This is a genomic window from Mycetohabitans endofungorum (genome assembly GCF_002927045.1).
GTDB classification, from domain to species: domain Bacteria; phylum Pseudomonadota; class Gammaproteobacteria; order Burkholderiales; family Burkholderiaceae; genus Mycetohabitans; species Mycetohabitans endofungorum.
On record NZ_PRDW01000007.1, the window covers coordinates 50957 to 64848 of the forward strand.

At 58.8% G+C, this 13892-nt stretch carries 2 protein-coding genes; both read left to right on the forward strand.

All coding sequences use genetic code 11. The features are described 5' to 3' along the window. Positions 1 to 4 precede the first annotated feature (4 nt). The gene (locus tag B0O95_RS08345) at positions 5 to 12409 is read left to right on the forward strand and encodes an SDR family NAD(P)-dependent oxidoreductase (protein ID WP_104077489.1); all 12405 of its coding nucleotides are present in this window, start codon (positions 5 to 7) and stop codon (positions 12407 to 12409) included. A 49-nt stretch (positions 12410 to 12458) separates the two neighbouring features. Continuing rightward, positions 12459 to 13889 carry a cytochrome P450 gene (locus tag B0O95_RS08350; RefSeq protein WP_233203247.1) on the forward strand — a complete coding sequence of 477 codons (1431 nt, stop codon included), beginning with the start codon at positions 12459 to 12461 and terminating at the stop codon, positions 13887 to 13889. Positions 13890 to 13892: the final 3 nt, after the last annotated feature.

Below are 13892 nucleotides of genomic sequence, written 5' to 3' on the forward strand. Positions count from 1 at the left end.
CATAATGAGCAGCCAAGAATTCCAATCCATCATTGCCGGACTTCAAAATCGGCAGATCACCGTGGCCGAGGCCAAACAGCGGCTGCAACGACTGCAAGCCGCGACCGCTACACTAGGGACAGAGCGGACCGGCGCAGCAGATAAAACGGTGCCCGGCACTGAGCGGGCACAGGAGCCTGTTGAAATCGCAGTCATCGGCATGGCGGGACAGTTTCCCGCGGCTGACAACGTTGAGCGCTTCTGGCGTAACCTCAGCGCCGGCGTTGATGGCATCGTTGAATTGGGTGAGCGTTATCTGGACGCCCGGCGCAGCTATTCGCCGCAGCGCCAGCCCGGCAAGACTTATTGCAAATGGGGTGGCGTGCTCGAGCAGCGGGATGACTTTGATCCGTTGTTCTTCAATATCTCGCCCCGTGATGCGGAATCGATGAATCCGCATCAAAGGTTGATCCTGCAGGAAAGCTGGAAGGCGTTGGAAGATGCGGGCTACAACCCAAAAAGTTTCCGGAATCAGCCGGTGGGGATCTTTGTCGGCGCCGAGCCGACGGGTTATTTCCATGAAACGTTTATCGGCGCCTCCGATGCGATTATCGCGTCACGACTGTCGTATTTTCTCGACTTCAAAGGGCCGGCGCTGGTCGTCAATACCGGCTGTTCATCATCGGCTGTGGCTATCCACCTGGCTTGTGAAAGCCTGCGCAACCGTGAGACGGATCTAGCGTTGGCCGGCGGGGTTTTTGCTACGCTCGGCGAGCCAAGCCTGATTAGCCTGTCGCAGATGGATATGCTGTCGCCCACCGGGCGCTGCCACACCTTCGATAGCCGCAGCGATGGCATCGTATTGTCGGAAGCGGTCGGCATGGTGACCCTTAAACGCTTACCGGAAGCGATAGCTGACGGCGATCCAATCTATGGGGTGATCTGTGCTTCGGGCATGAACCAGGACGGGGCCAGTAACGGCATTACCGCACCGAGTGGCCAGGCTCAGGAGCGGCTGATCAGCGAACTGTATCGGCGTTTTGGCATTGATCCGAGGCAGATTAGTTATGTCGAGGCCCATGGCACCGGCACGCCGCTCGGCGATCCGGTAGAGGTTAATGCGCTGGCCCGAGCCTTCCGGCGATTCACCGCGGATACCGGCTACTGTGTATTGGGCAGTGCCAAGGCCCATATCGGTCACACTTCAGCGGCCGCTGGTGTGGTCAGCTTGATCAAAATCCTACTGTCAATGAAATACCGGCAGTTGCCGGGTTTATTGAACTTTGAGCAACTGAACCCCCGGATAGCATTGGCGGACTCAGCGTTTAATATCAATCGCGAGTTGAAAGACTGGCCGGTTGGCGACACTGGGCGGCGGATGGCGGCGCTCAACTCCTTTGGCCACAGCGGCACCAATGTGCACATTGTGGTCCGCGAAGCAGTCGAAGTGGCCACTGCGACCCGCGCTGAGGTGTCACGGCCGCGGCTCTTGCCGCTATCGGCACGCACCGCCGATAGCCTCAAGCGCTACGCTCGCCGAGTGCGCGAAGCGTTAGCCGATCCGGCGGTTCGGCTTGCGGATCTTGTTTATACGCTGCAAACGGGCCGGCTGGCGCAGGATCATCGGTTGATTTTTCTATGCACCGACAAAGCCCAGCTGATACAGCAGCTCAATGACTGGCTGGACGGCCGTGCATCTGAGCACGCCTGGCATGGGCAGATCGGCACAGGCGAGCATGCGGCTATCGAACTGCCGTCTACCGACGATCATGCTGACTTACAACGCTTGGCTAAAGCCTGGGTGGCGGGCGGTCATGTCGATTGGAACGCGTTTAACTGTCGCTATGGTGCCGACGCCCGACGTATTCACGCTCCGGTTTATCCTTTTGCTCGGCAGGATTTCTGGATACCGCCTGCACGTCGGGGTACGGCGGGAGGCGATGTCGGCGCGGCACCCAGTTTTAGCGTTGGCCGCCTGCATCCGTTCCTGACGCGAAATACTTCAGATCTGCTAAGCCAGCGCTTTACCACCGTGTTTGAGGGCGAAGAATTTTTCCTCAAGCAGCATGTGGTGGGTGGAAGGCAGATTTTCCCCGGCGTCGGTCATTTGGAAATGGCCAGAGCCGCGGTGGCGATGGCTGCCAACGGCTTGGTGGGGACAGCGCGGCAGCCGGTATTGAGCGATATCGTCTGGTTGCGGCCGTTAATCATCGACGGCCAAGCGCGGCAGATTGACGTTGAGTTAACGCTGGAAGAGGACAATCAGATCCGCTTCGAGATCACCAGCCGCGATTATGATCCGCTTTCAGGCCTTGTTTCGGGTGAACCCGTGTTGCACAGCCAAGGCTTGGCAAGTTTTGCTGAGCCTTCTGCGCAGCGCCAAGTTGATCTGGCGGCTTTGAAGGCTAGGATGGAAGGCGGCCGGTTGAGCGCTGAACAATGCTACCAAGCCTATCGGGAGATGACATTTGAGCATGGCCCGGCTTACCAAGGCTTGCAGTCGATTGCGCTGGGACGGGCAGAGGTATTGGCGGAACTTGCGTTGCCGTCCTGCCAACAGGACAGTCTGAATGACTACCTGCTGCATCCGTCACTGATGGACTCGGCGCTCCAAGCGGCGATCGCGCTAAGTATCGGCGCCGACGTCGTGCTTCCCGAAGGCGATAGGGGTAACCTGCCGCCGGCGACGCGGCCGGCGCTGCCCTTTGCGCTTGAAAGCTTGCAGATATGGGACCGCTGCAGCGAGCGGATGTGGGCTAGGGTCGCCTATGCCGAGCGGCGCGATGACCAGCAGCCCGACACCAGTTTGCAACGGCTCAATATCGAACTCTTTGATCAGCAAGGCAAGCTTTGCGTGCTGATGCAAGGTTTTACCTCCCGGGTGCTTGGCGACCACAGCGATCAAGCCGCGACCGATCGTGCGTTGACAGAAACGCTGCTGTTCCAGCCGCAGTGGATCGACGAGGCGGCCAGTCACCGTAAAACAGCCGACTTTAACGAGCAATTCGTGTTGCTCAGCGGCTTTGATGAGCAATGTGTTGCCGACGTGCAACGCCAGTTAGCCACGCAGGGTACTGATTGCCGCTGTGAGTTACTGGCCGTGCCGCAGCAGGATCCAGCCGATGATTACCAACAGGCAGCGCTGGCGCTGTTGCAGCAGATTCGGACGTTACTCGGTCGGGGTGCCAGTGGACGTTCACTTATCCAGCTTGCGCTCTACAACCCCAAAGGCGATCGGATGATCGGCGGCCTAGCGGCCATGCTGCGCAGCCTGCAACTCGAAGCGCCGCGCTTGACCGGCCAATTGATTGAGTTGGACGAGCAGCAATCGTTGGTGCAGCGGCTAAAGGAAAATGCCGCCACCGGCGACGTCGAGATCCGTTACCAGGCAGGGCAGCGCCAAGTGCAACGCTGGCACCCTTGTCCGACGCTTGATTTAGCGGTCGGCACGCCATGGAAAGATCGCGGCGTCTACTTGATTACTGGTGGTCTTGGTGGCCTCGGACAGATTTTTGCCCGCGCGATGGCGGCTAATGTCAGCGATGCCACATTGATTTTGACAGGCCGCTCTGCGGTAGACCCGCAGCGTGTGGCTGAGATCGACGCGGGTCGAAACACGATTGAATACCGGCAGCTGGATGTCAGCGACCGCGATGCGGTGCAGCGATTAATTGCATGGATTGGTGACAAATATGGCCGCCTTAATGGCGTGTTGCATAGCGCCGGCGTGATCCGAGACAGCCTGCTGATCAATAAGCAGGATGACGAACTGAAACAAGTGATGGCGGCCAAGGTGGCCGGCGCTCGCAACCTGGATTTAGCCACTGCCGAGCTGCCATTGGATTTCATGATCTTCTTTTCGTCGGGTACCGGCGTGATCGGCAATACCGGTCAGGCCGATTATGCGGCGGCAAACGCCTTTGTCGATCGTTACGCCGCGTACCGCAGCCAGCTGGTCGAGCATGGACGACGAAGCGGCCGTAGCCTGGCGATCAATTGGCCGCTGTGGAAAGAAGGCGGCATGAAGGTGGATGAGACGATTGCGCAGCAAATGGCAGAAAGCACCGGCATGGTGGCAATGCCCACCAATGCTGGGATTCATGCGCTGTGCCAATGCTTTGCATGGGATAAGCCGCAGTTGTTAGTGATGAACGGTCGACGTGAGCAGATGAGCGCACTGGTGACCGGCCGCGACGATGCCGATACTGCGCTCGCGCGCGACAATGCGCCGCAACGCCAAGATATAGCGCCGTCGTCGCCAACCGACGCCGGGGCGCCGTTGGCAGAGCAACTGCGCCGCACGCTGATCGACCTCGTGTCCCAGCAGATGAAAATTCCTGCCGCAGAGATCCGTGTCGATGCCGAGTTCAGCCAATACGGCTTTGACTCCATCAGCCTAACCGTGCTGGCGAGCACTTTGAAGCAGCAATGGCGACTGAACCTGGCGCCGACAATCTTTTTTGAACATGCCACGATTGACCGTTTTGCGGCTTACCTGGAACGCGAGCACGGTAGCGTGCTCGCGGCCAAGCTATCGCCGCAATCCACGGCGCCACAACAGCAGTTCAAGCCATCGCCTTCAACGCCGCAGCAGCATAGCGCCCAGGCGTCAAGATCGGTGCTCAAGCGGCGCCCACTGACAGTCGCGCAATCTTTCGTTCATACGGCTGCCTCTTCTGTTCCGAGCAAACCTGCAGAGGATGATGATATTGCCGTGATCGGCGTCAGCGGCCGCTTCCCAATGGCCGACGATGTTGAGCAGTTTTTCCGCAATCTTAGAGACGGCCGGGACTGTATCAGTGAGGTTCCCGCCGATCGCTGGGACTGGCGTGAATATTATGGTGATCCGCATCAACAGGCCAACAAGACCAACGTCAAATGGGGGGGCTTTATCCACGGCGTGGACCACTTTGATCCGTTGTTCTTCGGTATCTCGCCGCGGGAAGCCCAGCTGATGGACCCTCAGCAACGCCTGCTGATGACCTATGTCTGGCTGGCCATTGAAGACGCGGGCTACGCCACTGCTGATCTGGCGGGCAGCAGTACCGGGATTTTTGTGGGCACCGGAATGACGGGCTATAGCAGCCTGATCGCCAAAACCGGCGTGCCGGTTGAGGGTTACAGTGCCACGGCGATGGTACCGTCGGTCGGCCCCAATCGAATGAGCTTTCTACTTGACCTGCATGGTCCCAGCGAGCCAGTCGAAACGGCCTGCTCTTCGTCGCTGGTGGCGATCCACCGTGCGGTTCAGGCGATGCGCAGCGGAGATTGCCAAATGGCGATCGTCGGCGGCGTGAATACCCTCATTGCGCCCGAAGCGCAGATCAGCTTCAATAAAGCGGGCATGCTGGCGCTGGATGGGCGCAGTAAAACCTTCTCGGCTCAGGCCAACGGCTACGCCCGGGGCGAAGGGGTCGGGATGATTGTGCTGAAAAAACGTTCGCAGGCCGAGGCCGACGGCGATCACATTTACGCGCTGATCCGCAGCACTGTAGAAAACCATGGCGGCAAGGCGAATTCGTTGACTGCGCCCAACCCGCGGGCCCAAGCGGAGCTGCTAAAAGCAGCTTATCGCCAATCCGGTGTCGATCCACGCAGCATCGGCTATATCGAAGCGCATGGCACCGGTACCGAACTGGGTGATCCGATCGAAATCAACGGCCTGAAAATGGCGTTCCGCGAGCTGAGTGAAGAGTTGGGCATTGGCCCACTGCAGCCAGGCTATTGCGGCGTTGGGTCAGTGAAATCGAACGTCGGGCACCTTGAATTGGCGGCCGGTATTGCCGGGGTGATCAAGGTATTATTGCAATTGAAGCACAAGGTGCTGTTTAAGAGCCTGCATTGCGAAGCCCTCAATCCGTATATCGAACTGGACAACAGTCCGTTTTATATCGTGCAGCAAAGCCGGCCCTGGCTGGCTGCCAAGGACAGTAACGGTCATGCGTTGCCGCGGCGGGCGGGGGTGAGCTCCTTCGGCTTTGGCGGTGCTAACGCGCATATCTTGTTGGAGGAATACCAACCGCCGCAGCGCTCTCGCCACGACGCGACGTCCGGTGCGCGACCGATCTTGCTGTCGGCCAAAACGCCAGAGCAATTGCGTGAATATGCACGTCGCTTGGCCGAGTTTATTGCCGCGGAGCCTGCCGAAGCCAAGCTCAACCCTGAGCATTACCTCGATGATCTGGCTTACACGCTGCAGGTTGGTCGTGATCCGATGCCAGAGCGGCTAGCGCTGTTGAGTGACTCTTTGACTGATCTACAGCGCCAGCTTGCCGATTTCGCTGCCAGCGGCAAAGCTGTCTATCGCGGCCGTAGCGAAGGTGATAACCGGGCGCTGGCGCTGTTTCGTCAGGATGAGGACATGGCTGAGGCACTTGCGGCATGGATTGACAAGCGCAAGTATCACAAATTACTGGAATTGTGGACGCAGGGGCTGGCGATCGACTGGCGACAGTTCTATCGCGATGGGCGCTCCATGCAACGTCTCAGCCTGCCAGGCTATCCGTTTGCCCAAGAGCGTTATTGGGTGACGGATTTGGCGACTGTACCCGTCACGGATTCAATGCCAGGCACCGGCTGGTTGCACCCGATGCTCGAACGTAATACGTCGGATTTTTACCGCCAGCGGTTCAGTAGCCGCTGGCAAGGCCAAGAGTGTTGGTTTGCTGACCATCAGGTCAACGGCCGTCCAACGATGCCAGGCGTCGGCTATCTGGAAATGGCTCGGGCGGCGATCGCCCAATCATGGGATCCGAAGCCATTGGCCGACGGTGGGCTGCAATTCAAAAACATTGTCTGGTTGGCTCCGTATACGCTGGCGTCGCAGCACAACGAGTTGCATATTGAGCTGGCGCTGGAGCAGCAAAAAATCAATTTCAGGATCTACTCACAGGCTCAGGACGGCGAAGTCGAGCATTGCAAAGGCAGCGCGCAAGTCATCCCTGCCGCTGCCGTGGAGCCACTGGATCTTGAAGCCCTCGCAGCGGGGCCGTGGCAACGTAGCGTTGATGCTGCGCAGTTGTACTCGCTGTTTGACCCAATCAATATTGACTACGGCCCCAGCCACCGCGGTGTCAAGCAGCTGTGGCTCGGCGACGGCAGACTGCTGGCTAGACTTGAGCTGGATCCTCAATGGTTGGGCAGCGATTGGGTGATGCATCCCGGTATGCTGGACTCAGCGGTACAGGCATCGATCGGCCTATTGCTGCAACAAACGGAGGGCCTGAACGAGACGCTGCTGCCTTTCGCGTTGGAGCAACTGAATGTCTATGATCGTTGCCGACCAGTCATGTGGGCGTTGATCAGCGTTGATCGCCGTGGTCAAAGCAGTGCAGTACAGCGGATCGATATCGAGCTGTGTGATGAGCGAGGGCACATCGCCGTCAGTTTCCGCGGTTTCAGTTCCCGGCCATTGAACGGCACGCGCGCACGAATGGAGCATCTCACCGCTGGCAGTCGATTGCCCGCAGGGCTGAGCCTGCTGGCGCCACAATGGCTTGTTTCCGACAAGGCATCCACAACTCGGCAAGTGCTGCCCACTTTGGCGATTGGCGCGGTTGGGGAACGGCGTAACTGGCTGGCCGGGCAACATCCGCAGATCGAATTCTTACCGTCGCTGGCGACAACGATTGATGGGATTGCCGCTCAGCTGGCTGCTGGCGCGCCGTTTCAGCGGTTGATTTGGCTGGCGCCGCAACCGTCGCCCGATTTTGCTAATCAACGCTTGAACGATAGCCACGAACAAAGCGTGCTGGCGTTGTTCAGGTTGATCAAGGCCCTGCTGCAACTGGGTTATCAGCATCGAGCGTTGGAACTGCAACTGATCTTGACAGCCAGCGTCGCGGTGCGTACCGGTGAGCCGTCGGCGTCGGAGCAAGCGGCCTGCCATGGCTTGGCGGGGTCACTGGCAAAGGAATATGAACATTGGCGGGTTGAACTGATCGATCTGCCGGCTGACGCTCAGGGGCTGCCGGTCGCAACGCCTGCGCAGACGCTACCCGGCGAATGCTTGGCCTGGCGTGATGGCGAATGGTTTTGCCAACGACTATTGCCGCTGGCGCAGCAGGCTCAAACAGATGACGGCGTGAGCTACCGTGAAGGCGGCGTCTACGTCGTGATAGGCGGTGCCGGCGGCATTGGTGAAGTGTGGACGCGCCACGTGATCCGTCATTACCGTGCCAGAGTGATTTGGCTTGGCCGTCGCGCTGCTGGCGATGAAATCAATCGCAAGCTAGCGGCGCTGGCGCAAATGAGTCAAGCATGCAACGCTCCGGCGCCGTTGTATATCCAGGCTGACGCGGCTGACGTTGAGCAGTTGGCGCAGGCCAGGCGGCAGGTGGTCGAATCGTTCGGCGCGATCCATGGCGTGGTGCACTCGGCGTTGGTGCTGGATGACGCTCGCTTGGAGCACATGGACGAAGCGCAATTTACGGCTTGTCTCAACGCCAAGATGGCAACCAGTGTGCGGATGGCCCAAGTATTTACGCCGGTTGACAATCCAGCGCTGGATTTTGTGTTGTTTTTCTCGTCGATGATTGCCTTTAGCAGGGCCGCTGGCCAAAGCAACTACGCTGCCGGCTGCGCGTTCGCTGACGCTTTTGCCGCTCAGCTTAATCAACACTGGCGTTGCGCTGTCAAGGTAATCAACTGGGGCTATTGGGGCAGCGTTGGTGTGGTGGCCAATGCCAGCTATCGAGCACGGATGGACGAGCAGGGGCTAGGCTCAATCGAGCCGGACGAAGGCATGGCGGCACTTGATCAGTTGTTAGCCGGTGCGTTGCCACAATTGGGCTTGATCAAACTGCTTGAGCCGATGACCATTGCCGGTATCGACAGCGGCACACAGCTTCATTGTTACCCGGCGGAGGTGCCTCCAGCTTCCTATGCCTGGACAAACGTGGCTCAAAGGTTAGGCCCGCCGCCGCAACATCACAGCGCGGCGGCTGAGATGGACCGACTGTTGCTGGCCCTGACCTTCGCCTGCATTGGCGAGCTAGCCGGCGACGGCCCGCTGACTGAACAACAGATTGCCGCCCATCCGGCGGTGGCGGCGAACCTTGACGCCTATCCTTTTTATCGTCGGTGGCTGCGGGAAAGCCTGCGCTTGTTGACGCAAAATGGCTCGATTGACGATCAAGGGCGGTTGTTGACGGCCATCCCTGCTGCCGCGTCACTGTGGTCGCAGTGGCGCCAGGCTAGCGATGAATGGCGCCGGGATGGTGATTTGCGTGCCCAGTTGCAGCTAGTGGAAACGTGTTCTCGGGCGTTGCCGGCTATCTTGCGCGGTGAGAAGCAGGCCACCGAGGTGATCTTCCCTGGCGGCTCCATGTCGTTGGTAGAGGATATCTATAAAAACAACAAGATTTCCGATTATTTCAACGAGGCGCTCGGTGAGGTCGTGGTGGATATCGCTCGCCGACATGCTGAAGGCAACCGGCCGCTGCGGATCTTGGAGATCGGCGCGGGCACTGGCGGTACAACCGCTGGGCTAATCAGCAAACTGCGGCCGTGGCGGCAGCAGATCGCTGAATATTGCTACACAGATTTGTCTCAGGCCTTCTTGCGCCATGCCGAACAGCATTTTGCGCCCGAGGCGCCCTACTTGCGCACCGCCATTTTTGACGTCAGCAAAGCTTGCTTTGAGCAGGGCATTAACACGAACCACTACGATTTGGTGATTGCCACCAATGTGTTGCACGCTACGCCAGACTTGCGTTGTACGCTGCAAAATGCCAAAGCTACGCTGTGCCATGGCGGTTTGTTGCTGCTGAACGAAATCAGTGAGCGTTCGATGTTTACTCACTTGACCTTCGGTCTACTTGAAGGCTGGTGGCTCTATGATGACGAGGCGCTAAGAATCGACGGCTGTCCCGGTCTGTCTCCCGAGAGCTGGCAACGGCTGCTGCAGTCGCAGGGCTTTGGCGACATTGCTTTCCCGGTCGCTAGCAGTCATTGCCTGGGCCAGCAAATTATCGTCGCCGTGAGTGACGGCGTGGTTCGTCTGCCGGCGCAGCAACGGGTCATGCCTGCCGCCGACGTCACCGACGTGACGATGGATGCGCCCGTCGAAGCCATCGCACCCGTGGTGACGCCGATGATAGCTGCGGGCGAGCTCGACGAAGCCGTCTTAGCCAAGCAGTGCCGCCAGCTGATTACTGAAGTGTTGTCGAAGCTGGTCAATATTGCGCCTGAGCGGCTGCAGCGGGATGTTGCCTTCGATCGCTACGGCGTCGATTCAATTTTGCAGATCAGCCTGATCCAGGCGTTGGAGAAGGCGACCGGTGAACTGTCGCGCACCATACTGTTTGAATACAACACGATCAATCAGCTAACGGACTACCTTCTGAGTGAGCATCGCGCTGCGCTGACCAAGCATTTTGCGGCTCTCCACGAGGGTCAGCGCCCGGTTGCGGCGCAGCCAGTGACCGCGGTGGCGGCCAGTCACGAGCGTGCGCCGCGTCACGCCCCTCGTCATGTCCAGCCAATCGACAACCGTGCCAATAGTGCTCGGCTTATGTCGACGAACACGCAAGCAAGCGCCGCCGAACAGCCCGCGACGGTCGTCAAACAGCCCGCGACGTGTCGAGATATTGCGATTATTGGCGTCAGTGGCCGCTATCCTATGGCCACCGACTTGGCGTGTTTTTGGGATAACCTGCGCAATGGACGGAACTGTGTTAGTGAGGCACCGAGTTCGCGTTGGTCCCAGTCTCTGACCGGGACGCAGTCCTGGGCGACTGGACGGTACTATGGCGGTTTCCTTGAACAAGTCGAGGATTTTGATCACAAGCTGTTCGGCGTTCCTCACGATGAGGTAAGCAACCTGTCGCCAGAGTTGCGACAGATGCTTGAAGTGACTTGGCGTACCTTTGAGGACGCGGGTTACAACAGTGATGCTATTGCCCGGATCCAGCAGCGCGACGCGGCGGGAGTCGGGGTCTTCATAGGTTCGATGTATCATCAATCGCCGTGGACCGAGAGCAGCCTAGAGCGGGCAGCGATCAAGTCAAATGTCACTGACTGGCAGATACCCAATCGCATTTCCCATTATTTTGATTTGAAGGGCCCAAGCCTAGCGGTTAATTCGGCGTGCTCCAGCTCGATGACCGCCATCCACTTGGCCTGCCAGAGCCTATTGCAGAACGACTGTGCAATGGCGATCGCCGGCGGTGTTAATCTGATCCTTGATCCGTCCAAGTACCAGACGCTCAAACTGGCTCATTATCTGGGTAGTAGCGATCTTAGCTGCGGCTTCGGTCAAGGTGATGGGATGATCCCGGGCGAGGGTGCCGGCGCCGTGCTGCTCAAACCTTTGGCCGCAGCCGTGGCCGACGGCGACCGAATCTACGGGGTGGTCAAAAGCTCCAGCGTCAATCATGGCGGTGGCAGGCTGATGTATTCGGCTCCGGATACTCAACAGCAATCTCGGCTTATTGCGCAGACCATCCAGCGGGCCGGCCTGGAACCGGCGCAGATCAACTACGTCGAAGCGGCGGCTAATGGCTCTGAATTGGGCGATCCAATCGAGGTGGCGGCGCTAAAAAAAGTGTTTGGTGATACGCAACCTGCCAGTTGCGCGCTTGGCACAGTCAAGTCGAATATTGGCCACCTCGAGGCGGCGTCGGGCATTTCCCAGCTCACTAAGGTGTTACTGCAGTTGCAGCACGGGCAATTGGCGCCGTCGATCAATGCCGACCCGCCTAACCCTCATATACGACTCGATGGCAGCGCTTTTTATCTGCAACAGCAGGTGTCGCCCTGGCCGGCACCGGTGAGCGCAGACGGAGTGCGTGAGCCGCGCCGTTGCTTGATCAATTCCTTTGGCGCTGGCGGCAGTTACGCTAGCCTGGTAGTGGAGGAGCACCTGGAGCGTCGAGTGCCGCACAAATACCGCCTGGGGCAGACGCAGTTGTTGGTTTTCGCGGCGGCTAGCCGCCATAGCTTGTTAGCCTACTTGGAAACGTTCAAGGCATTTACCATCGCTCATCCCAGTCTCGAACTGCAGGATCTGGCCTACAGCTTAGCGCAGCGTGAGCACCAATTGACGCACCGCGCGGCGGTAGTGGCCGACACCATGGAACAGATGGTGGCGCGGCTGCAGTCGTTATTGACTGACGAGCTGTCGGTGCAAGGCTGCTGCTGGATCTCGCCGTTCGATGGTATTGAGGAGGGCGAGGCCGGGACCGCGTCAGGCACACCCACGCAAATGGCGGCAGCCTATTGCCGCGGCGCGCAGTTAGACACATTCGCGCTTTACCCGGAAGGCGGCAATCGGGTCGCGTTGCCGGGATATGAGTTTGAACACGCAATGGCGCAGCCGTCGCAGGCCGTCGCAACGCCGCAACCGTTGTTCAATAGTATGCTCTATCGCCGCATCAGCAGTGGCGAGCTGGACGCCGAGCAATTTGAACAACTGATCACAGCAGTCTAACGAATGCATAACGGGGAATAAAATGAACCATAAACAAGATACGCTCGCCTTGGCGCAGGCAGATGCGGGCACAGAAGCGCAACATAGCGAGGTGGTGGCAAACGAACTCAAAATGGAGCACAATGATCAGCCGGCCAACGTGGCGCGTCCGGTCGCCAAGAACTTGAAGATGAAAGACGGGTTTCCGGTCATGCCAGGCAAGATTCCATTGCTGGGCCATGTCCATAAGATCGGTCAGAATGCGCTCAGTGAGTTGCGCCAAGCCGAGGCGGTTTGCGGGCCGATGTTCTGGACTTATTTCGGCACTAAGCTACCCGTGCTGCAGATTATGAGTGAGGACGGCCTGGCGATCCTTCAAAACAAGTACACCGACAATTCCTATCTGCGCGAGCAGATGCCGGTCATCACGGGTGAGGCGATGAACGCCTTTGACGGCCAACGTCATCGCAATGCGCGCCGCGCTAGCATGGATGCTTTTACTCCGAAAGGGCTGACCCGCGCGCGCGTTGGCCAGTTCGTGGTGGAAACCATCGAGCAACGGCTTAAACATTGGACCAGCGAACGCAAATTGGCGATTTTTCCGCAGACCAAGGATATTGCGCTGGAGGTGGTGTTCCGGATTATGGGCATTGAAACCCATGAGCTTGAGCAGTGGCGTCACCAGTACGAAGAGTTTTTTCTCGGTATGATACCGCTGAAAATCAACTTGCCGGGCTTCCCTGCTTGGCGCTGCCGCAAGGCGCGCGGCTGGCTGGAGCAGCGGGTGTCACAGATTGTTGCCACGGTACGCGCGAACAACGACCGCGATAGCTTGGTCGGGGCGATGATCTTCGGCCGCGACGATAATGGCAACGGCATGTCTGAGGTCGAGCTGGTGCACAACATCCTGGGTCTGGGTTTTGCCGGCTCGGAAACAACCGCCGCGGTGATGGCGTGGTCGGCGTTAATGCTGTCGCAGCATCCGCACGTCTGGCAACAGTTGTGTCAACAGGTCGCCGGCCTAGACAGCGTGCCTTATACCCATGAGGAGCTGGTCAAGCAAGTGCCGCTGGCTGAAGCAATATTCCGAGAAACCTTGCGACTCTATCCACCGGCGCCGTTTGAAATGCGCAAGGTGCATACCGAGTTTGAAATGATGGGTCATACGGTCCCTGCCGGCGCGATGGTGGGCGTCAGCCTGCTGCATGTTTCTCGTAACCCTGAACGTTACTCGGATCCGGATAGCTGGAGGCCGGAGCGCTGGTTGGGCATCGACCGTGCACCGAACCAGGTGGAAACCTGCCAGTTTGGTGGCGGTCCTCACACCTGTCTCGGCCGCCATGTTGCCGCGTTGGAGATCACGCTATTTATCGCGATGTTGGCTCGAGAGATGGGGCCAAAGGGGATCTCGCCCCGTCTGGTGGGCAAGTTGCCGCCGCCAACCTACCTGCCGTTTTTGCGGCCTTCAAACAAGGCATTTCTCGACCTGACCGGTCGCTAACCG